The 21,387-nt window shown below is 66.8% G+C and carries 20 protein-coding genes; 12 read left to right on the top strand and 8 right to left on the bottom strand.

Going from position 1 to position 21,387, the window contains the following annotated elements; genetic code table 11:
• Positions 1–9 precede the first annotated feature (9 nt).
• The 3 genes from K369_RS23930 to K369_RS23920 all read left to right on the top strand — a co-directional run bounded on the left by K369_RS23930 (position 10) and on the right by K369_RS23920 (position 1,596).
• The gene (locus K369_RS23930) at positions 10–582 is read left to right on the top strand and encodes a DUF1214 domain-containing protein (RefSeq protein ID WP_036296923.1); all 573 of its coding nucleotides are present in this window, start codon (positions 10–12) and stop codon (positions 580–582) included.
• On the top strand, positions 579–1,172 hold the full coding sequence (locus tag K369_RS23925; protein WP_198033211.1) for a hypothetical protein: 594 nt from the start codon (positions 579–581) through the stop codon (positions 1,170–1,172). Before K369_RS23930 ends, K369_RS23925 begins: the two co-directional genes overlap by 4 nt.
• 127 nt (positions 1,173–1,299) lie before the next feature.
• Positions 1,300–1,596 (top strand): hypothetical protein, encoded by a 297-nt coding sequence (locus K369_RS23920; RefSeq protein WP_156968060.1) that lies wholly within the window; start codon positions 1,300–1,302, stop codon positions 1,594–1,596.
• 53 nt (positions 1,597–1,649) lie between these two features.
• On the opposite strand, the gene K369_RS23915 is transcribed toward K369_RS23920, so the two are convergent.
• On the bottom strand, positions 1,650–2,732 hold the full coding sequence (locus K369_RS23915) for an alkene reductase (protein ID WP_036296783.1): 1,083 nt from the start codon (positions 2,730–2,732) through the stop codon (positions 1,650–1,652).
• Between the two features lie 121 nt (positions 2,733–2,853).
• On the opposite strand from K369_RS23915, the gene K369_RS23910 reads away from it, so the two are divergent.
• Genes K369_RS23910 through K369_RS23900 form a run of 3 tightly spaced genes read left to right on the top strand, consistent with a single transcriptional unit; the run spans position 2,854 to position 4,831 of the window.
• Complete coding sequence (locus K369_RS23910; RefSeq protein ID WP_051949596.1) at positions 2,854–3,795, top strand: polyprenyl synthetase family protein; 942 nt, start codon at positions 2,854–2,856, stop codon at positions 3,793–3,795.
• A gap of 8 nt (positions 3,796–3,803) precedes the next feature.
• On the top strand, positions 3,804–4,511 hold the full coding sequence (locus tag K369_RS23905; protein WP_036296777.1) for a DUF1345 domain-containing protein: 708 nt from the start codon (positions 3,804–3,806) through the stop codon (positions 4,509–4,511).
• A complete protein-coding gene (locus K369_RS23900) occupies positions 4,508–4,831 on the top strand; it encodes a plastocyanin/azurin family copper-binding protein (RefSeq protein WP_036296774.1) in 324 nt (107 codons plus the stop codon). Before K369_RS23905 ends, K369_RS23900 begins: the two co-directional genes overlap by 4 nt.
• A gap of 18 nt (positions 4,832–4,849) precedes the next feature.
• Here the strand turns inward: K369_RS23900 and K369_RS23895 are convergent, their stop codons facing one another.
• Genes K369_RS23895 through K369_RS23865 form a run of 7 tightly spaced genes read right to left on the bottom strand, consistent with a single transcriptional unit; the run spans position 4,850 to position 11,142 of the window.
• Positions 4,850–6,067 carry a BatD family protein gene (locus tag K369_RS23895; protein ID WP_051949591.1) on the bottom strand — a complete coding sequence of 406 codons (1,218 nt, stop codon included), beginning with the start codon at positions 6,065–6,067 and terminating at the stop codon, positions 4,850–4,852.
• The gene (locus K369_RS23890; RefSeq protein WP_051949590.1) at positions 6,067–6,942 is read right to left on the bottom strand and encodes a tetratricopeptide repeat protein; all 876 of its coding nucleotides are present in this window, start codon (positions 6,940–6,942) and stop codon (positions 6,067–6,069) included. Before K369_RS23890 ends, K369_RS23895 begins: the two co-directional genes overlap by 1 nt.
• Complete coding sequence (locus K369_RS23885) at positions 6,939–7,850, bottom strand: VWA domain-containing protein (RefSeq protein WP_036296771.1); 912 nt, start codon at positions 7,848–7,850, stop codon at positions 6,939–6,941. Before K369_RS23885 ends, K369_RS23890 begins: the two co-directional genes overlap by 4 nt.
• On the bottom strand, positions 7,847–8,806 hold the full coding sequence (locus tag K369_RS23880; protein ID WP_036296768.1) for a VWA domain-containing protein: 960 nt from the start codon (positions 8,804–8,806) through the stop codon (positions 7,847–7,849). The genes K369_RS23885 and K369_RS23880 overlap by 4 nt, the downstream gene beginning before the upstream one ends.
• On the bottom strand, positions 8,803–9,252 hold the full coding sequence (locus K369_RS23875) for a DUF4381 family protein (protein WP_036296766.1): 450 nt from the start codon (positions 9,250–9,252) through the stop codon (positions 8,803–8,805). Before K369_RS23875 ends, K369_RS23880 begins: the two co-directional genes overlap by 4 nt.
• Positions 9,236–10,153 carry a DUF58 domain-containing protein gene (locus K369_RS23870; protein ID WP_036296763.1) on the bottom strand — a complete coding sequence of 306 codons (918 nt, stop codon included), beginning with the start codon at positions 10,151–10,153 and terminating at the stop codon, positions 9,236–9,238. Before K369_RS23870 ends, K369_RS23875 begins: the two co-directional genes overlap by 17 nt.
• Positions 10,150–11,142, bottom strand: coding sequence for a MoxR family ATPase (locus tag K369_RS23865; RefSeq protein ID WP_036296914.1), 993 nt, complete (start codon positions 11,140–11,142; stop codon positions 10,150–10,152). Before K369_RS23865 ends, K369_RS23870 begins: the two co-directional genes overlap by 4 nt.
• Before the next feature lie 367 nt (positions 11,143–11,509).
• Here K369_RS23865 and K369_RS23860 point away from each other — a divergent pair, with 367 nt between their 5' ends.
• The 6 genes from K369_RS23860 (at position 11,510) to K369_RS23835 (ending at position 21,387) form a co-directional block, all read left to right on the top strand.
• Positions 11,510–14,920 (top strand): response regulator, encoded by a 3,411-nt coding sequence (locus K369_RS23860; protein ID WP_036296760.1) that lies wholly within the window; start codon positions 11,510–11,512, stop codon positions 14,918–14,920.
• The gene (locus K369_RS23855) at positions 14,917–15,747 is read left to right on the top strand and encodes a protein-glutamate O-methyltransferase CheR (RefSeq protein ID WP_036296911.1); all 831 of its coding nucleotides are present in this window, start codon (positions 14,917–14,919) and stop codon (positions 15,745–15,747) included. The genes K369_RS23860 and K369_RS23855 overlap by 4 nt, the downstream gene beginning before the upstream one ends.
• Positions 15,747–17,363 carry a response regulator gene (locus tag K369_RS25020; protein ID WP_245278310.1) on the top strand — a complete coding sequence of 539 codons (1,617 nt, stop codon included), beginning with the start codon at positions 15,747–15,749 and terminating at the stop codon, positions 17,361–17,363. The genes K369_RS23855 and K369_RS25020 overlap by 1 nt, the downstream gene beginning before the upstream one ends.
• Positions 17,364–17,677: 314 nt before the next feature.
• Positions 17,678–20,035, top strand: coding sequence for an Orn/Lys/Arg decarboxylase N-terminal domain-containing protein (locus tag K369_RS23845; protein ID WP_036296757.1), 2,358 nt, complete (start codon positions 17,678–17,680; stop codon positions 20,033–20,035).
• A 69-nt stretch (positions 20,036–20,104) separates the two neighbouring features.
• Entirely contained in the window at positions 20,105–20,599 is a 495-nt protein-coding gene (locus K369_RS23840) for a GNAT family N-acetyltransferase (RefSeq protein WP_051949587.1), read from the top strand.
• 38 nt (positions 20,600–20,637) lie between these two features.
• Positions 20,638–21,387, top strand: a complete 750-nt coding sequence (locus K369_RS23835) for a phosphodiester glycosidase family protein (RefSeq protein WP_036296754.1) — start codon at positions 20,638–20,640, stop codon at positions 21,385–21,387.

The raw sequence follows: 21,387 nt of genomic DNA, 5'->3' as shown, positions 1-21,387 counted from the left end.
GGATTTCGCATGACCAATTATCTGAGGGCTTTCGTCGTGATGATCGCGGGCCTGCTGCTGGGCTTTGCGATGACCGCCGTCTCGCTCGGGCTCGGCCGCGGCTTCGGCGCGCTGCATGTCGGCCCATGGACCGCCTGGCCGCGCCATGGCGGCGCGGAGATCGACCCTTATGCGCGCGCCGTGCTCGCGCGCTCGGGCGAGGCGCCGCTCGGGCGCGATCAGGGCCTCGCCTTTTTTGCCCATACGGATTCGAGCGGCGCGCCGCTCGATGGACGCTGCGATTATCGCGTCTTCGACACCACCCCCGCGGCGCGCTTCTGGACGCTCGGCGCGACCAGCGTGACCGGCCGGCTCATCGACAATCCCGCCGATCGCCACGCTTTCACCTCGAGCGAGATCGCGCGGCGCGAGGGCGGCGCCTTCGAGATCGACATTGGCGCGCAGGCGCGGCCCGGCAATTGGCTGCCGGTGTCGAAAGAGCCATTCGTGCTGGCGCTGCGCCTCTATGACACGCCGCTCGACCTCGAATCCGCGCCCGACCCTCAGACATTTCCGAAGATCGTGAAGCTCCATTGCGCATGAAAATTTCTCGCGACTATCTCGACTGGCTGCCCTGGGCGCTCGCGACCGTCTGCGTCGCGGGCTCCGTTCACATCGTCGCCGTGCTGCTGATGCCGGACGTCGCGCCGCGAAACGCCTATGCGCGCCTCCTCGCCGCCGCGCAAAACGCCGAGGCGACGACCAATGGCGTCGCTCTGCTGCCGCGCGCCGCGCCCGGCGCGGAGGTCACGCCTTTCGAGGATTCGGCTTTCGTCGAAGGCGTCTGCCTCTTCGATCTCTCCAAAGGCCTGCTGCGCGTGCGCGCCGACGCCGATCCCGAGGATCTGCTCGCGCTCTCCTTTCATGCGCGAACGGGCCGCATCTTTCATTCCGCCACGGATCGCTCGGCGATCAAGGGCAAGATCGACGTTCTGATCGGCGATGCGCGCCAAATAGAAGCCGTCGAGGGCGAGGATGAGGAAACGCCGCCGAGCCAAGTGCATGTGACGGCGCCTTCGATGCGCGGCTTTGTGCTGCTACGCTCGCTGGCCAAGCGCGCGAGCGATCGCGATCGCGCCGAGCAGCGCCTGCGTTCTGTCTCCTGCGAGACTGTCGCCGAGCCTGAAAGCTGATTCGCCTGCGGGCCACACGGCTCGCTTTCGGCAAAATACGCGACAAATAGGACATGTCGCCGCATTGCGATCGACCCTGCCGGCGACCACTTCCTATGGAGATGCCGGCGATAGCGAGGGCGAGGCGATGAAAAATATCATTCCCACACTGGCGGCGGCTCTTCTGACGGCGACGGTCGCGCCGGCGCTCGCCGAAACGACTGTCGAGACCAAGCCCGCCGCTCCGCAGGAGGAGCATGGCGACGGCTCTGGGGGCGGCTGCTGCAAGATGATGCAAGAGATGCGTCAAATGCATCAGATGCATGATCAGATGATGATGGATCACATGAAATCCATGCATCAGGGCCATGGCGCGGGCCATGATGGCGGACATGAGAGCGGCCATGAGGGCCATGCGCCGGACGCGGCGCCCAAGGCGGAATAACGGCTAGGCAGGGCTCGTTTCCCGCAAGGAGAAACGAGCCCTGCCCTGTCGGCTCACGCCGTCAGTGTCGGATAATCTGTATATCCCTTCGCGCCCGCCCCATAGACTGTCTCGAAATCGACATCGGTGAGCGGCGCGCGGCGACGCAGGCGCTCGACGAGATCGGGATTGGAGATGAAGGGCCGGCCGAAGGCGATGAGATCGGCGCGTCCGCTCGCGAGCGTTTCCTGCGCGAGCTCCAGCGTATAGGCGTTATTGGCGATATAGGCGCCGGGGAAGCTCTTGCGCAGAGCGAGATAATCGAAAGGCGCGACATCGCGCGGGCCTTGCGTCGCACCTTCTATGACATGGAGAAAGCCGAGCTTCCTCTCCGCCAGCCGCTCCACGAAATAGCCGAAGACGCTCTGCGGATCGCTGTCCGACATGTCGTACACCGGGCTCACCGGCGATATGCGCACGCCGACGCGGGACGCGTCCCATTCCGCCAGCACGGCGTCCACGACCTCGAGGCCGAAGCGCGCGCGATTTTGCGGCGCGCCGCCATAGGCGTCCTCGCGCTTGTTGGAGCCGTCGCGCAAGAACTCGTCGATGAGATAGCCATTGGCGCAATGCACCTCGACGCCGTCGAAGCCGGCCTCCTTCGCATTGCGCGCGGCCTTGCGATAATCGGCGATCAGCCCCGGAATCTCGGCGAGCTCCAGCGCGCGCGGCGCGGAGCAATCGGCGGCGCCGGTCTCGATCGCCACCTGCTTCGTCGTGGCGATGGCGGAAGGCGCGACCGGCGCCCCGCCACCGGGCTGCAGAGAGACATGCGAGACGCGCCCGACATGCCAGAGCTGCAGGACGATACGCCCGCCCGCCGCATGCACGGCCTCCGTCACCTGGCGCCAGCCGGCGACCTGCTCGGGCGAATAAATCCCCGGCGTATAGGCGTAGCCCTGCCCCTGCTGGGAAATCTGCGAGGCCTCGGCGATGATGAGCCCGGCCGAGGCGCGCTGGCGATAATGCTCGGCCATCAGCGCATTGGCGGCGTTGGTCTCATGGGTGGCGCGACGGCGCGTCAGCGGCGCCATGACGATGCGATTGGCGAGCGTGAGATCGCCCAGCCGAAAGGGTTCGAACAAAGAAACGGTCATGGTCTCGGATTTTCCTCTCGGGCCGCGCCCCTGCGCGCCCCCTTCCCCTCGCCACTTGGGGATTGATCGCAAATTTGTTAGGTCCGAGCCAGATGGAATGATTTTCTCGGGAAAGGGTCCCATGACCGGCGACGCAGCCAAGACCACCGACGACGTTTTCCGCCGCCGCCTCGACGAGGCCGCCAGCGCGACCGAGGCGACGCTGGGCGCCCTGCTCGGCGCGGAGCCGCTTTCGGGCGAGATCGCCCGGCCGGCGCGGCTGCTGGAGGCGATGCGCTATGTGGCGCTGGGCGGCGGCAAGCGGCTGCGGCCGTTTCTGGCGCTCGAATCCGCCCGCCTCTTCGGCGTCGAGGGCGAGAGTGCGCGGCGCGCCGCCGCGGCGATCGAGATGATCCATTGCTACTCGCTGGCCCATGACGATCTCCCGGCCATGGACGACGACGATCTGCGCCGCGGGCGCCCCACCGCCCATAAGGCCTTCGACGAGGCCACCGCCATTCTCGCCGGCGACGGGCTGCTGACCTATGCGTTCGACGTTGTGGCCGATCCGGCGACCCATGCCGACGCGCAAATCCGCGCCCGTCTCGTGCTGGCGCTGGCCCGCGCCTCCGGGCTCGGCGGCATGGTCGGCGGGCAGGCGCTGGACCTCGAGGCCGAAAAGGCGACCAGCCCGCTCTCGCAGGAGGAGACGCTCCGCCTCCAGGCCATGAAGACCGGCGCGCTCTTGCGCGTCTCGGTCGACTTCGGCGCCATTCTCGGCGGCGCCTCGGCTCCCGTGGCGGCGGCGCTCGGCCGCTATGGCGATGCGCTCGGCGCCGCATTCCAGATCGCCGACGATATTTTGGACGCAGAGGGCGACGAGGCGGCGCTCGGCAAGCGCGCCGGCAAGGACGCCGAGCGCAACAAGGCCACTTTGATCGGCCTGCTCGGCATGAACAAGGCGCGCCAGCGGCGCGACGCGCTGGTCGAGGCGGCCATAGCGGCGCTCGCCGAGACGGGCCTCGGCGCGGCGACGGACGTGCTCGCGCAGGCGGCGCGCTTCGTCGCATTGCGCAGCAATTGAGCGCGCCGATGAGCCACCCCGCAGAGACTCATGCGCGCCATCGACGCCCACTGCTGTGGCGCATCGCCAGGGCGCGCGCGCGGCTGCTCTTCTGCCTGCTCGCAGGCGTGGCCGCGGGCGTGCTGCTGCCCGCGAGCTGGCGCGAGGTCACGCGCGCGCTCGTCGGCTGGGACGTCTTCGTGACGCTCTATCTCGCGCTCTCGGCGGAGATGATGGCGCGCTCGACGCCGAGCTCCATGCGCCGCCGCGCGCAATTGCAGGACGAAGGCCGGCTCGTCATTCTGGTGATGACCATCGCCACCGCCTGCGCCTCCATCGGCGCGATCGTCGCCGAACTCGGGCCGGTCAAAAATCTCGAGGGATTTTCCAAGCACGCGCATATTTCCCTCGCCGTGCTGACCGTCGTGCTCTCCTGGCTGTTCGTGCATCTCACCTTCGCGCTGCATTACGCGCATGAATATTATCTCGAGCGCGGCGCCGCGCCGGATCGTCCCGCCGAGCAGCGCGGCGGGCTGATCTTTCCGGGCGCGCAACAGCCCGGCTATATGGATTTTCTCTATTTTGCCTATGTGATCGGCGTCGCCTCGCAGACGGCGGACGTCTCCACCGCCTCCACGACGATGCGCGCGGTCGCGCTCGCGCAAGGCGTGCTGGCCTTCTTCTTCAACACCGCGATACTGGCCCTCACCGTCAATATCGCCGCGGGCTTCGTATGAGACAACGCGCTTTCGCGGCCTCGCTTCTCGCAATGTCGCTCTCGCTCGGTCCCGGCCTCGCGGCCGAGGTGCGCATAGAGAATTTCGCCTTCGCGCCGGTCCATCTCACCGTGCGCACAGGCGAGACCGTCGTTTTCGTCAATCACGATCAGGCGCCGCATTCCATCATCGGCGCGATGGGCAAGGACGAAATCTTCCATTCGCCCGAGCATGTCGACGAGGACGAGAGCTTCGACGTCACGCTGACCCGTCCGGGCGAGGTGGCCTTTCGCTGCGGGCTGCATTCTCACATGAGCGGGACGATCACCGTCGTTCCGTGAGACGGCGGTTTTTGCCGACTATTCGCCGCCGCTCGGCGCCCAGGCGGCGACGATGGCGCGCGCCAGCGGCGCGAGCGCCGGAGCGGCCTGCGGCTCGCGCCCATAGAGCGAAGCGTCCAGCGCGGCCAGCTGCGCGCCTATGTCCTCGCGCGCGGCGATCCTCGCCCAGGCTTTGCGGTCGGCCTCCGCCAATCGGCCCGCGGCATGGCGAAAGGCGATGGCGTCAGCGGCGCGAGCGGCTCGCTTCAGAGCGGCGAACGCCGCTGGCCGCCGCGCGCCGATCCGCCCCCGCATGGCGGCGATGAGACAGACGAGAGCCGCGCTAGCGACGAAGCTCGCCAGCGCGGCGATGATCGGCTGCGGCGCCGCGAGGCCCGGACTCTCGCGCAGCCTAGCGGCCGCATGCTCGCGCGGCGCGTCGCCGAAAGCGATGCGCCGCTCGGGCGCGACGGCCTCGCGCATCCGCCGCGTCGCGACATCGAACCAGGCGATGCGGATCGCCGGCGCATAGGCCGAGACCGCGGACACGGGCCGCACGTTCCAGCGATAGACCGCATGAGCGACCGGCCCCTGATCGGTCACGATCGTTTGCCGCTCCACCGGCGCGGCGAAAGTGATGATTCCCGGCGCGCGGAAATTGGGCAGCGGCGGCAGGCGATCGGCGGTGACGCCCTCGGCCTCCACAGTGACGGTGCGCCGCGCCGTCTCGCCGAAGGGAATCTTGTCCGGCTCAATGTCCCAGACGTCGGTGATGCGCAGGCTCCGCGCCGGCAGAAAGCTCTCGCCCGGCGGAACCAGCCCGTCGCGGGCGCGCGCTTCTATCTGGAGAGGCGCGGAGACGAATTCGGCCTCCACCCTGCCGCTCTCGTCGATGCGATAGGCGATGCGGCGCTTGAAGGGCGGAATGGTGAGCCGTCCGGCGCGCAGCGGATAGATCATCAGCACGCGCTCGACCACCGGCGTCCAAAAGCCGTCGATCATCTCCTCGCTGGAGGAGTCGACGCCGAACTGCTGCCAGTCGAAATCGAGCAGCGAAGGCTGGATGATATGATCCAGCAGCACGCGGCCGCGTATGGCGGAACGGATCACCAGCCGCAGCGGCTCGCCGACATAAGGCGTCTCGGATGGCGCTTCGACGCGGAGCTCGACGCGGCCGAAGGGCGGCTCCTCCTGCGCCAGCGCCTGCGCGAGAGGTTGCAGCAAGAAGAGCAGAAGAAGCGCGAGCCGGCGCGACATCAATCATCCTCCTCCAGCGCGCCGCCGCCGGCGCGCAAGCGGCGCGCCTTCTCGGCGGCGATGCGCAGCTTCAGGAAACGGCCGGGATCGTCGTCGAGGCTCTGCAGCCAATCGGCGCTGGCGTGAATGGCGCGCGCCTCGAGCCGCCGGCGCACGCGGCGGTCGCGCTCATGCAGCAGAGCGGCGACGTCGATCCTCTGCCCGCCAGTGCGGCCCGCGCCCTCCGAGGCTCCGACCGCGCCGGTCGCGCCGGCGCCGCTCTCCTTCGTCTCCTCCTGGCCCTTGCCCTGCTTGGAGGCTTTGGCGCCGCCGCGATCGCCGGGCCGCGAGCTGGTCTCGCGCTCGCCCGCCGCGCCCTCCCCGCCGCCGCCTTTGTCGTCGTCGAGACTGCCGAGCGCGCGCTGCTGGCCGGTCGCGGCCGAATTGGCCTTGGCGTCGCCGCCGGCGCTCTCACGCTCGAGCAGACCGAGCAGCAGAGTTTTATTATAGGCCGCGTCCTCATCGTCCGGATCGGCGCGCAGCGTGCGATCATAGGAGGCGACCGCCTCCCGGTAACGACCGGCGAGCGCCAGCGCATTGCCGAGATCATAGAGACTGTCGCTATCGCGCGCGAAAGCGGCGGCGGCCTCCTCCCAGCGGCCGGCCGCATAGAAGGCGGCGCCCTTCCAGACGGGATCGGCGAAGACTCGCGCGGCAAAGGATGGAAATCCGAGCGCCAGCAATGCGCGTCCGCCGAGCTGCGGTCCGAGAGTCCATAATGCGCTCACGAGCGACAGGATGAGGAGAATAAGGGCGAGCCTGAAGGCTCGCGGTCCGAGGCCCGCAATGGAGCGCGAGCCTTCAGGCTCGCCTCTCATGCGATGACGCGAGATCATGCGCCCCTCCCCGGCAACGCGAGCAGCAGCGGCGCCGCCGCGAGCAATAGGATAAAGCGTCCATAGTCGCGCCATTCCAGCGCGCGCAGCTCGCCTTCCGCGATATGTGCGACGCCGCGCGCTTCGATCGCGCGCGCGATCTCGGCGGGATCGGCCGCGTCGCCTGCGCGCCCACTTCCGGCGGCTGCGAGCGACGCCATTGCGGCGCGACGCGCGGGCTCGAGCGCATCGACGCCGCCGCGCGCCGAGACGAAGAGACTATGCACATGGCGTCCTTCGCGCGCGAGCGCGGCGGCGAGACGCTCCGCGCGTGGATCGAGCCCCTCTCCATCCGAGATAATGGCGATATCCGCCGCTGCGATCTCCGCTTCGCGCAGCAGGCGCCGGGCGAATGCGAGCGCGCGATCCGGCTTGGTTCCGCCATCGGGCACGGTTCGCTCGTCTATGGCGAAGAGCAGAGATTCGAGCGATTTCGCGTCATCGGTCAGCGGGCTCGCGAGATAGGCGTCGCCGGCGTAGAGAGCGAGGCCGATCTGCCGCGCGCCCGAGCGCTCGAGCAGAAATTGCGCCGCCGCGACCGCCTGCCCCAAACGCTCGGCGCGCGACACGTCGAGCAGGATCAAAGTGGCGTCGAGATTGCGGAACTGCTCGGCGCCGCGCATTTTCATCGCCGGCCCGCAGAGCGCGAGCGCGATGAGCGCGACGCTGAAAAACAGCGGCGCGTCGCTGCGAGAAGCGCCGGCGCTCGCGCTTCGGCGCAGCATGATGGCGAGCAGCGCCGGATCGACGATGCGGCGCCAATCGCCGAGCGAATCGCGCCGCCGCGTCATGGCGACGAGCAAGGCCAGCGCCGGCGGAGCCAGCAGCCACAGCGGACGCAGCAGAGCGAAATCGCCGATCTCGATCATCGACTCTCTCTCGTCGCGAGCGCGAGCGCCGCCGCCGCCAAGAAAGCGAGCGCGCCCGGATAAATCCACAGCTCATGAAAGATGATCGTCGGCGGCGCCGGCGTCGGGCCGGCGATGAGCTCCTCTATGGCGCGCGTCGCGGCGTCGAGCTCGGCGCCGGTGCGCGCGCGAAACGCCGCGCCGCCGCCGATCTCCGCAATGCGTTGCAGAGCGACGAAATCCACCGCATCGGTATCGTCGGGATTGGCGAGCGTGTCACTCACGCCGAGGCCGATGGTGAAGATTTTCACGCCCATGTCGCGCGCCAGCTCGGCGACAGCGCCGGGCTCGCTGACGCCGGCGTTATTGGCGCCGTCGGAGAGCAGAATCACGAGACGCGACGGCGCGGCGGAATCGGACAGACGCTTCAGCGCGAGGCCGAGCCCTTCGCCGATCGCAGTGGAGCGGCCGACGAGGCCGATCTCCATTTCCTCGAGCGTCGCGCTCACCACGCGCAGATCGAAGCTCAGCGGAGCCGCGGCGAAAGCCGTCTCGGCGAAGACGACGAGGCCGATGCGATCGCCGGCGCGACGGCGGATCAGCTCCACGCCGAAATGTTTCAGCACGGCGAGTCGGCTGGCGGCGACGCCGCCCAGCTCGAAATCCGTCTTCGTCATGCTGCCGGAGAGATCGAGCGCCAGCATGATGTCGCGCCCGGTCGCCGGCAGCGCCGCGACGGCGCCGGCGACGCGCGGCCCGGCGAGCGCGATCACCAGTCCGATCCAGGCGAGCGTCGAGACGATGACGCGCCAGGAAAAACGCAGGCCGCCGGTTGCGGCGTCGGCGCCGAGCCGATGACGAATGGTCTCCGGTAAGGGCAATCCGCCGGCCGCTGCGCGCCCGCGCAGCGCACGCAGCAGCAGAGGCGCCGGCAAGAGCGCGAGCGCGAGAGGCGTCGCCAATTCGAGGCCGTTCATCGGTCGAGCCTCGACAGCAATTTTTGCAAAGCGCGATCGAGCCTCTCGCTCGGATCATCGACGCGCGGACGATAGAGCGCATCGCCGAAAGCGCGCCCCTCGCCTTCGCTGAACAGAGTCGTCGCGAAGATCGCGTCGAGCCGAGTCAGCCAGGAGTCGCCATGCGTATGCGCGACGCCGCCCTCGAGCGCGCCGACGAGATCGCGCAGCATTCTCGCCTGCGCGGCGAGCCGTTCCGCCGCCGGCAATGCGCGCGCCGACGCCAGCGCGGAAAGCGCGGCGCGTCGCAGAGGACGACGGCGCGCGCGCCAGAACAGAATAGCGAGCGTCAGCAGAGCGCCGGCGCCGCAGCCGATGAGCGCCATGAGCAGAATATCGGCCGCTCCGTCCGGCGGCGGCGCGCGCAGCGGCCGCAATTGCTGGAGCAGATCAGAAGGATCGGCCATCGAACCACTCCATGTCGAAACGCTCGAGAAGAGGCGCGATCGTCTCCGCGTCGAGCCCGGCGTCGATCCCGAGCGCGCGCGCGCCGAGCCGGCGCAGGCGCGCCAGCCGCTCGTCGGGCGCCGTCCGCGCGCCATGCGCGATGCGCAGCAGGCCTTCTTCCATGCGCGTGCGAAACGGATAGAGGCCCGGCGAAGGCGCCAGCTCGAATCGATCGGCGACGAGCAGCACGCTGAGATCGCGCCGACGCGCGATGCGCGTCGCAATCGCGTCGAAAGCTTCGCCCGGAGAATCCAGCGCGCTGGCGAGCGTGAGCGCCGATGTTCCGCCGACGCTCTCCATTTCTTCCAGCGCCGCGGCGAGCGGCGGCTCGGCGGCTTCCGCTCCTTCCGCGAGCGCTATGCGATGCGCCTCGGCGAGCGCGACGAGCAGAGGCGGAAAGCTGCGCGCGCCCACCGCCCAGCCGAAGCAGCGCGCGCCCGTCGAGCCGATCGCCGCGAGACCGACGCGGCCCTGTGAGTCGATGACGCGCCAGGCGGAGGCGACAGCGGCCTCCGCCGCGGCGACCGAGCGAAAAGCCCGCCGCGTGCCGAACAGCATGGGCGCACGAAAATCGACGACAAAGAGCACGGAGCGCTCGCGCTCGTCATGAAAGGTGCGCACATGCGGCGCGCCGGTGCGGGCGGTGACATTGCGATCGAGGCTGCGCATATCGTCGCCGTCCGACCATGGGCGAACGTCATAGGTCTCGGCGCCGCGTCCACGTCGGCGCCGCGCCACGCCACCGAGCGGCGCAGCGGCCGCGGCTCGGCGCGCGCCGCTTCGCGCCGACAGCAGCCGCAGACGCATCAAGGATTCGACATCGAGATCGACGCCGGGGACGAGCGCTTCCGACGCGCTCATGCAGGGGGAACCGCATCGAGATAGGCGCGAATGACGTCGCGCGGAGTCTCCCCCTCGGCGAGCGCGCGCCAGCCGAGAATGGTGCGATGGGAGAGAACGTCCACCGCGAGCGCGCTCACATCCTGCGGCGCGACATAATCGCGCCCCTCGAGAAAGGCGCGCGCCTTGGCGGCGGCGGCGAGCGCCAGCGTGCCGCGCGGCGAGGACGGATGCGCGATCTTCGCCGCCAGCTCCGGCGCGACGCTCGCATCGCGCGGCGCGGTGACGAGTCTCACGATATAATCCTTGATCGCGGCGGAGAGAAAGACCGATCGCGCCGCATGGCGCGCGGCGGCGATCTCCTCCGGCTGCAGCGCCGCGGGCGGCGCGGCCGCGACGCCCTGATCCTCGCGCTCGACGAGATCGAGAATGCGCCGCTCCGTCACGGCGTCCGGCAGCGCCAGCTCCACATGCAGCATGAAGCGATCGAGCTGCGCCTCCGGCAGCGGAAACGTGCCTTCATGCTCTATCGGGTTCTGCGTCGCCACGGTCATGAAAGGATCGGGCAGCGCATGGGTCGCGCCGGCGATGGTCGCCTGACGCTCGGCCATGGCCTCGAGCAGCGCCGATTGCACCTTGGGCGGCGCGCGATTGATCTCGTCGACGAGCAGCAGCGAATGAAAGATCGGCCCCGCGGAAAATTCGAAGACGCTCTTGTCCTGACGCCAGATCGATGTGCCGGTGATGTCCGCGGGCATGAGATCGGGCGTGCATTGAATGCGCGCGAAGGTGAGATTGGACGCGCCGGCGAGCAGCTTGACCGCCCGCGTCTTGGCGAGGCCGGGCGCGCCCTCGAGCAGCACATGGCCGTCAGCGACGAGGCCGATCAGCAGGCGCTCGACCAGCGCATCGGCGCCGATGAGACGCTCTTGCAAGAATGTCCTGATCTCGCCGAGCCGCGCGCCCGCATCGAAGGCGCGGTCGGGGGAGAGAAAGCGAAGCGGTTCCATCGGATTCATGCGATTGGTCCAATACCGGCGATTGCGCGGCGGCCCTGAACTTTCGCCTTTGCGGCCCGCGCTGTCGAGGGACAATCGTCTAAAAAATTCGGGCATTTTTCCCGAAATGTCATAGAATTCATTCTATGATGCAGCGGTCGACCCGTTCTCCGCCGGGGAAAGACGCGCCGCGCCGGCCTATTGACGGCGCCACGTCACATTTATACCAATCGTTCCCGCGCGGCCGCCTCGGCGTTCGCTCGGCCCATTCTTTTGAGACATTGACCCTGTATCAACCCCTGCGGACCCTGCCGATGCGCGACGATCTCGAAAGACTCTGGCGCGCCTCTGCCGGCGCCTCCGCACGAGGGGAACGCTGATGTCGCCGGGCGAGACCAGCGCCGCCTTTCTCGTGGATCACGACTCGCTGCGCGCCTCGCATGGGCTCGACGAGTCCACCTTCGCGGATGTCCGCTTCGTCGGCGAGACGCTCTCGGCGCGCGTGCCGGAGCTGATCGAGGATTTTTACGCTTGGCTCCGCGGCTTCTCCGATTTCGCGCGCTTTTTCGCCGATCCGCGCATGCTGCAGCGCGTGAAGGCGCAGCAGAACGAATATTGGACCGATTTTCTCGCCGCCAATGTCGACGACGCCTATGTCGAGCGCCGCCGCGTCATCGGACGCACGCATGCGCGCATCGAGCTCGGCCTGCTCATCTATCTTCTGGCCATGGAATTCGTCTCCGCCTGGCTGCGCCGCGCGATCGAGAACGACGAGCGGCTGCGCGCGCGCGCGACCGCCGCTCTCTCCGTGCGCAAGCTGATCGCCTTCGACTCGGCCGTCGTGGTCGACACCTATGGCGCGCTCACCGCGCAAAATCTCGAGGATCATCGCGAGCGCCTGCATCATGTCGCCAGCGTCATGCGCGCGGTGACGGAGGGCGATCTCGAGCGCCATATCGATCTCGCCGGGCCGGGCGACATTCTCGGCCTGTCGCTCAATGATCTCGTCGACAGCCTGCGCGGAGTCGCCCGCGAGATGGAGACGATCGCCGGCGGCGATTATTCCGCGCAGCCTTCGCCGCGCAGCGACAAGGATCAGCTCGGCAAATCGCTGCAGGCGATGACGCGCGCGCTGCGCGAGGCCGCCGAGCGCAATGACCGGCAAATGTGGCTCGCCGAGCAGGAGACCGCGCTGGCCCAGGCGATGAGCGGCAATCCGACGATGCGCGAGCTGGCGCAGCGCGTGCTCGCTCTGCTGTGCCGCGCCTTGAGCGCGCAGGTCGGCGCGCAATATGTCGCCGAAGATGGCGGCGCGACGCTGCGGCTCGCCGGCGCCTATGCCGCCGCCTCCGGCATGCGCGATCATTGGCGGCTCGGCGAGGGGCTGGTGGGACAGGTCGCGCTCGACAAGCGCCGCATCATCGTGACCGACATTCCCGAGGATGGGCTCGCCATTCATTGGGGGCTCGGGCAGACGCCGCCCCGCCATCTGCTGATCTTTCCGCTGCTGCACGAAGGCGAGACGCGCGGCGTCATCGAGCTCGGCGCGCTGCAGCCCTTTTGCGAGAGGCGTCTCGCGATCCTCGACTTCGTCTCGAGCGGCGTCGGACAGGCAATCAGCTCCGCCGAGGCGCGCGGCCGCATAGAGCAATTGCTCGAGGAGTCGCGCGCGCAAGGCGAGGAGCTCACCGCGCAGCAGGAGGAGCTGCGCCAAGTCAACGACACTCTCGAGGAGCATACGCGGGCGCTGGAGCTGCAGAAGGAAAATCTGCTGGCGACCGAAACGGCGCTGCGGCAAAAGGCCACGGAGCTGGAGCGCACCAGCCGCTACAAATCGGAATTTCTCGCCAATATGTCGCATGAGCTGCGCACGCCGCTCAACAGCTCGCTCATCCTCGCCAAGCTGCTCGTCGACAATCGTGACGGCAATCTCGCGCCCGAGCAGATCAAATATGCGCAGAGCATCTATTCGGCCGGCAATGATCTGCTCGCGCTCATCAATGATATTCTCGATCTCTCCAAGATAGAGGCCGGCAAGATCGAGCTCGACATGGCGCCGATCGCGATCTCGCCGCTGCTCGCCGATCTCGAGCGCCGCTTCGAGCCGCTCGCGGCGGAGCGGCGGCTGCAATTCTCCGTCGCCATCGAGCCCGGCGCGCCGGATATGATCGAGACCGATCGCCAGCGCCTGCAGCAGATTCTCTCAAATCTCCTCGCCAATGCGGTGAAGTTCACCGAGCGCGGCGGCGTGCGCCTCATCGTGCGGCGCGAGAGCGCGCAGCGCATCGCCTTCATCGTCGAAGATACGGGGATCGGCATAGCGACGGATCAGCAGGAGACGATTTTCCAGGTGTTTCGCCAAGCCAATGGCGGCATCAACCGCAAGTTCGGCGGCACCGGCCTCGGCCTCTCCATCTCGCGCGAGTTCGCCGAGCTGCTGGGCGGCGCGCTCAGCGTGCGCAGCACGCCGGGACAGGGCAGCGCATTTTCGCTGCTGCTGCCGCTGCGCGCCGATGGCGCGGCCGCGCCCGCCATGCGACGCGAGGAGCCCCCGCCGGCGCCTGTGACGCCCGCGCCGGCGCCGATATCGGATGATCGTGACGTGATCGCGGATTCGCGTCGCGTGGCGCTGATCGTCGAGGATGATCCCGCCTTTGCGGAGATATTGCGCGATCTCGCGCGCGAGCTCGGCTTCAAATGCATTGTCGCGGGCTCCGCCGGCGACGCGCTGACGCTGGCGCGGCGCTTCCGTCCAGAGGCGCTGCTGCTCGACATCGGCCTGCCGGACCAGTCGGGCCTCACCGTGCTCGAGCTGCTGAAGCGCGACCCTGCGATCCGCCATGCGCCGATTCATGTGGTCTCGGTGCATGATTATCAGAAAGTGGCGCGCGAGATGGGCGCCGCCGGATACATATTGAAGCCGGCCAAGCGCGAGCAGCTCGTCTCCGCCTTTCGCCTGCTGGAGGAGCAGCTCGATCGCGACAAGAAGTCGATCCTGATCGTCGAGGACGAGGGCGTGCAGCGCATGGCGCTCATGGAGCTCTTATCCTCCGCCGGCGTCGAGATCGTCGCGGTCGCGACGGCGGAGGACGCCTCGCGCGAGATCGACGCGCGCCGCTTCGATTGCGTGGTGCTCGACCTCATGCTGCCCGGCGTCAGCGGCTTCGAGCTTTTGGATCGCATGAGCCGCGACGAGACGCGCGTCGCGCCGCCGGTGATCGTCTACACCGCGCGCTCGCTCAGCATGGACGAGGAGCAGAAGCTTCGGCGCCTGTCGAAATCCATCATCATCAAAGGCGCGCGCTCGCCGGAGCGGCTCATAGAGGAGACCACTCTTTTCCTGCATCAGGCGGAATCGAAGCTGTCGCCCGAGCAGCAGCATATGCTCGAGATCGCGCGCAGCCGCGACAGCGTTCTCGACGGACGCCGTGTTCTGCTGGTCGAGGACGATGTGCGCAATATATTCTCGCTGACGGCCGTGCTCGAGCGTGAGGGCGTGACGGTGCAGATCGCCCGCAATGGCCGGGAGGCGCTGGAGCGCATCGATCGCGATCCGACGATCGATCTCGTGCTGATGGATCTGATGATGCCGGAGATGGATGGGCTCGCCGCCATGCGCGCGATCCGCGACCGCGAGGACAAGGCCGCTCTGCCGATCATCGCGCTCACGGCCAAGGCCATGCCCGATGATCGCGCGCAATGTCTTTCGGCCGGCGCCAATGATTATATCTCCAAGCCGATCGACGTCGAGAAGCTCTTGTCATTGATCCGCGTATGGATGCCGAAATGATCCTTCTCGACTCCGATGAGAAAGCCGAGATCGAGCTGGACCTCCTGCTGGAGGCAATATACCGGCTCTATCAGCATGATTTTCGCGGCTATGCGCGTTCCTCTCTGCGCCGCAGCGTCGCGCGCGCGCAGATCGCGCTGCGATGCGCGACGATCACCGACCTTCTGGATCGCATCGTCCACGACGAGGACGCATTCGCGGAAGCGCTGCGCCATCTCACCATACAGGTGAGCGATCTCTTCCGCGATCCCGCCTATTTTCGCGGGCTGCGTGAGACGGTCGCGCCGCATCTCGCCACCTATCCTTCGCTGCGCTTCTGGGTGGCGGGCTGCGGAACCGGCGAGGAGGCCTATTCCATCGCCATTCTCCTACACGAGGAAGCGCTGCTCGAGCGCTCGCTCGTCTATGCGACCGACATAGACAAGGAGAGCATGGCGATCGCGCAAGCCGGCGCCTATGAGCTCTTCCGCATGGGCGGCTTCGCCGAGAATTACCGCGACTCCGGCGGGCGCGCGGCGCTCTCCGACTATTTCGTCGCGCGCGGCGCCTATGCGACCATCGCGCCCTTTCTGAAGCAGCGCATCCTATTCTGCGACCACAGCCTCGCGACCGACGCCGCCTTCGCCGAAATGCACCTCATCTCTTGCAGGAACGTGCTCATATACTTCGACCGAGCGCTGCAGGATCGCGCGATCGGCCTGTTTCGCGAGTCGCTCTGCGCGCGCGGCTTCATCGGCCTCGGGCCGAATGAATCGCTCGCCTTCTCGCGTCATGCGTCTTCTCTAGAGATTCTTTCTGCTGACGAGCATATCTATCGGGTGAAATGATGAGAGCCATCGAAAACTCCTCGAACCCGTCCGGGCGTCGGCGGTCGTCGACGGCCGATTTCGACTCGGGCCGCACGTCCAAGCTCCCGGTCGTTCTCATCGTCGATGATTTCGCGGAGAATCTGATCGCGATGGAGGCGCTGCTGCGTTGCGACGAGTTCGACATCGTCACGGCGCAATCGGGCCGCGCCGCGCTCGACATTCTCCTCGATCGCAGCATCGCGCTCGCCATCGTCGATGTGAACATGCCAGAGATGGATGGATTCGAGCTGGCGACGCTGATGCGCGGCGTGGAGAAGACGCGCTATGTGCCGATCGTCTTCGTCACCGCGCATTCGCCCGACGTCTCGCGCATGTTCAAAGGATATGAGGTCGGCGCCGTCGACTATCTGTTCAAGCCGATCGACGAGCAGGTGCTACGCAGCAAGGTCGATGTCTTCGTGACGCTGGAGCGCCAGCGCCAGCAGCTGCTGCAGGCGGAGCGCACGCGCGAGATGTTCGTCGGCATTCTCGGGCATGATCTGCGCAATCCTCTGCAGAGCATACTCACCTCGGCGGAGCGCTCGCTGAGCAATGCGCAGGACGATGATCTGCGCAAGGCGCTGCAGCTCATTCGCCAGAGCGGCGACCGCATGACGCGGATGATCGAGCAGATTCTCGATCTGACGCGCATCAGAATGGGCGGCGGCCTCGCCATTCGTCCCGCGGCGGCGAATTTCCGCCGCATCGTCGAGCAGATCGCCGATGAGTTCAGCGGACGCGGGCGCACGTTGCGGCTCGCTTTCGACGGCGACATGGACGGCGCCTGGGACGTCGACCGCATTCTGCAGCTTCTTTCGAATCTCGTCGGCAACGCCGTCGAGCACAGCCCGCCCGGCGCGCCGGTCTCGCTGCGGATCGACGGCGGCGCGGCGGACTTTGTCGTGATCCATGTCTGCAATGGCGGACGCGGCGTGCCGAGCGCGCTGCGCGACGCGCTGTTCGAGCCCTTCGCCAGCAGCGACCGCATGCGTGGTCTCGGCCTCGGTCTGTTCATCTGCCGGCAGATTGTGCTGGCGCATGGCGGCGCGATCGAATTCGAATCGGATGATTTGCGCGGCACATGCTTTCGCATTCGGCTGCCGCGTCACTGCGCGGTCGAGACGCCGCTCCACGATTCGCGCGGCGTCGACGGGCGATCGGAACCGCTACGCTGCGGCGACGCGCTCTTTGGCGTCGGCGCGCGGCCGTCGCGCAAGGGCGTCATTCTGGTCGTCGACGACGACGCCGATGTGCTCGACTCGCTCGAGCTGCTGCTGACGGCAGAAGGCCATGAGGTGCTGGCCGCCGCAGACGGCGACGCCGCGACCAAGATCGTCATCGGCGACCGCGCCCGGCCGGACATGGTGATCATCGATTATCATCTGCCCAATGGCGTGGTGGGGCCGCTGGTCGTGCGGCGGCTGCGCGAGCTGCTCAATCGCGACCTTCCCGCGCTCGTGCTGAGCGGCGCCACCGCGGATGAGGACGCCATCCGCGTCCCGCTGCAGAACAGCGCGCAGCTCGGCAAGCCAGCCGACGTCGAGCGGCTGCTGGAGACGATTCAGAGATTGCTCGCCGAGAACGCCGCGCCCTGAGCCGAGCGCGTCCTCGAAGCCGACCTCCTCCGCGCGGCGCACGAGACGTCTGCGCGTCCAAGCAGGCCTTATAGTCGCGAACAGGGTTCTCATAGGTGCAGAACACGCCGATCCGCATGGCCGAAGCGCCTTCCCATCACGCTATATAGACCTGCTATATAGCTCAGGCCGCGGTCGTCTCGGCAGCAAGTCTCGGCGGCGTGCGGCGGATGCGGGAATTTCAGGCAGGCGCGCGCTGTCACGATTATGTCATGGAACAAGGCTGTGAGTGCGGGGCTCCTCTTCTTCCTCGCCAGCGCCACAGGCCGATTTGAATGGACTTCTCCCGTCGCTTCACATTCCTCTTCTCCGCGCCCAATTTCGAGGCCGATGACCTCGAGGGGCTGCGCGTCAATCAGATCATCGCGGCGATCGAGAGCATGGGCTTTCAAGTCGTGCGCGCGCGCCGCGTGGAGGACGCCGAGATCGTCGTGCAGACCGACGCCGCCATCGGCTGCCTCGTCGTCGATTGGGGCAAGAAGGGCCTCGAAGGCAAGACCGCCTCGCTCATCGATCTCATGCGCAAGCGCGGCCTCGAAATGCCGATCGTGCTGCTCATTCGCCGCAAGCGTTTCGAGGATATTCCGGTCGAGGTGCTGGATTTCATCGACGGCTATGTCTTCCTCGCCGAGGAGACGCCGGAGTTCATCGCCAAAAATCTCGTCTCGCGCCTGAAGCAATATGCGGAGACGCTGAAGACGCCCTTCTTCGGCGCGCTCGTCGATTACGCAGAGGAAGGCAATCAGCTATGGACCTGCCCCGGCCATAACGGCGGCATTTTCTACAGCCGCAGCCCGATCGGCCGCATCTTCATGGAGCATTTGGGCGAGGCCGTGTTCCGCGACGATCTCGACAATTCCGTCGTCGAGCTCGGCGATCTGTTGACGCATGAAGGGCCGGCGCTCGCCGCGCAAAAGGCGGCGGCGGAAATCTTCGGCGCGGAGAAGACTTACTTCGTGCTCAACGGCACATCCTCCTCCAATAAGGTCGTGCTCACCAATCTGGTCGCCGAGGGCGATCTCGTGCTGTTCGATCGCAATAATCACAAGGCCGCGCATCATGGCGCCTTGCTGCTCGGCGGCGGCGTGCCGATCTTTCTGCCGACGACGCGCAATGCGCATGGCCTCATCGGGCCGATCGATCACGAGGCCTTCGACGAGGAGAAATTGCGCGAGCGCATTCGCGCCAATCCGCTGGTGAAGGACAAGGACGCCTGGCGCAAGGAGCGGCCATTCCGCGCCGCCGTCGTCGAGCAATGCACTTATGACGGCACGATTCACAACGCCGAATGGATCGCCCAAAAGATCGGCCATTTGTGCGATTACATTCTCTTCGACGAAGCCTGGGCCGGCTTCATGAAGTTTCATCCGCTCTATGAGCGCCGCTATGCGATGGGGCTGAAGAATCTCACCGAGGCCTCGCCCGGCATCGTCGCGACGCAATCGACTCACAAGCAGCTCGCCAGCTTCTCGCAGGCCTCGCAAATCCATGTGCGCGATCGCCATATAAAGGGCCAGCGGCGGCGCGTGGAACATCGCCGCTTCAACGAAGGCTTCATGCAGCACGCCTCCACCTCGCCCTTCTATCCGCTGTTCGCCTCGCTGGATGTCGGCGCGCAGATGATGAAAGGCCGCTCCGGCGAGCTCTTGTGGGACGACACGATTCGGCTCGGCATAGAGCTGCGCAAGAAGCTGCGCGCTGTGCGGCGCGAGTTCGAGGCCAAGGAGCAGGATCCGGCGCGGCGCTGGTTCTTCGATCCTTTCGCGCCCGATTGGGTGTCGATACCTGACGCGGCGCGCGAATCCGGCGCGCATCGCGTTCCCTGGGAGAGCGTCTCCACCGATCAGCTCGCGCGCAATCCCGACTTCTGGGCGCTGGCGCCGGATGCGCGCTGGCATGGATTCTCCAATATGGCGCCGGGCTTCGCGATCACCGATCCGGCCAAGCTCACTCTGCTGACGCCGGGCTTCGATCGCGAGAGCGGCGCCTATGCCGATCATGGAATACCGGCGCCGATCGTCGCGCAATATTTGCGCGAGAACCGCATCGTGCCGGAGAAGAACGACCTCAACTCTCTGCTCTTCCTGCTGACGCCGGGCGTCGAATCCAGCAAGGCCGGAACGCTCGTTTCCTCGCTCGTCGCCTTCAAGCGCCTGCATGACGACAATGCGCTGCTGCAGGATGTCATTCCCGAATTTGTCGCGCGCCGGGCCGCGCGCTACAGGGGCGTGCGGCTGCGCGATCTCTGCGCCGACATGCATCGCTTCTTCAAGGAGGCGAACGCCAGCGCTCTGCAGCAGGCGCAGTTCCAGCAAGAGCACCTCCCCGAAATGGCGATGACGCCGCGCGAGGCCTACCTCCGCCTCGTGCGCAATGATGTGGATTTCTTGCCGATCGACGAGATCGAAGGCCGCATAGCGACGACGCTCTTCGTCATCTATCCGCCGGGCATTGCGACAATCGTACCGGGCGAGCGGCTGGGCGCGCAGGCGCGGCCCATGCTCGACTATTTGCGCATGTTCGAGCGCAGCGCCAATCTCTTCCCCGGCTTCGATTATGAGATACAGGGCCTCTACAAGCAGTGGAACGGCGAAGCGAAGATGCGGCTCTACACTTATGTGGTGCAGGAATGAGCATGATCGAAGCGAGCGCCGAACGCGCGGCCATCGTCGTGCCCCTCGCGTGACGAGGATGTCGACGCCATGCTGGCGATCTATCTCCAGCATGTGCGCAAAGGGCTCGATCCATCCGAGGCGCCGCTCTACGAGCCGCCGCAGAAGGAGGATTTGAAGCGCCGACGCAAGAATATGGGCAATCATCGGCTGCCGCATCTCGTCGCCGAGCATGAGCGCGCCGTCCTCGGCTACGCCTATGTCGTGCCGTTTCGCAAGCGGCCGGCCTATCGCTACGTCGTCAAGCATTCGATCTATGTCGATCCGCGCCATCTGCATCGCGGCGTCGGCCGGCTGCTGCTGCAAGCGCTCGTCGATTCCTGCGCGGCGGCGGGCTTTCGGCAGATGATCGGCTATGTCGACGCCTCCAATGAGGCGTCGCTGAAACTGCATGAGACGATCGGCTTTCGGCAGGCCGGATATCTTTCCGGCGTCGGCTTCAAATTCGGCCGCTGGACGGATTCGGTGATCTTGCAGCGCTCGCTCGGCCCCGGCGCGGCGACGCCGCCCGATGCGCGCGGCTGACGCTGCGGACGGCGCCTCGGTCATGCTATGATCGGTGCATGATTCCGCTTCGTCGCCTCCTCTGCCTCGCTCTCCTCCTCTTCGCCTCGCCCGCCGCCGCGGCGGCGCGCAATCCTTGCCAGGACATTGAGGATGATGGCGCGAGCTACACTGTCTGCGTCTTCGACACGCGCAGCGATTCCATTCGCCTCTTCCTCGCCGATGCGAAAGACGAGGTCTATGGCTCCTTCTCGACGCTCGACGCCGCGCTCGCGCAAAGAAACGAGAAGCTTCTCTTCGCGATGAACGCGGGAATGTATGACGAGCGCCGCCGCCCTGTCGGACTCTATGTCGAAGGCGGCCATGTGGAGAAAAACGCCAACACCAATTCCGGCGCCGGCAATTTCCATATGAAGCCCAATGGAATCTTCTGGGTGGAGGGCGCGCGCGCCGGCGTCGCCGAGACGCAGCGCTTTCTGAAAGAGCGGCTGCATCCCGCCTATGCGACGCAATCCGGGCCGATGCTCGTCATCGGCGGACGCATCAATCCGCGCATTCACGACACCGGCACGTCGATGAAGATTCGCAATGGCGTCGGCGTGCGCGACGGCCATGTCGTCGCCTTCGCCATCGCCAATCAGCCGGTGACATTTCATGCTTTCGCTCAGCTTTTTCGCGAGCGTTTGAAATGTCCAGACGCGCTCTTCCTCGACGGCTCGATCTCGGCGCTCTATGCGCCGACGCTCGCGCGCCACGATCGCTTCCGCCCCATGGGGCCGATCGTCGGCGTCGTCGAGCGGACGCGATGA

This window comes from Methylosinus sp. PW1, from assembly GCF_000745215.1.
GTDB lineage: Bacteria > Pseudomonadota > Alphaproteobacteria > Rhizobiales > Beijerinckiaceae > Methylosinus.
This window is presented reverse-complemented; position numbering and strand designations above follow the sequence as displayed.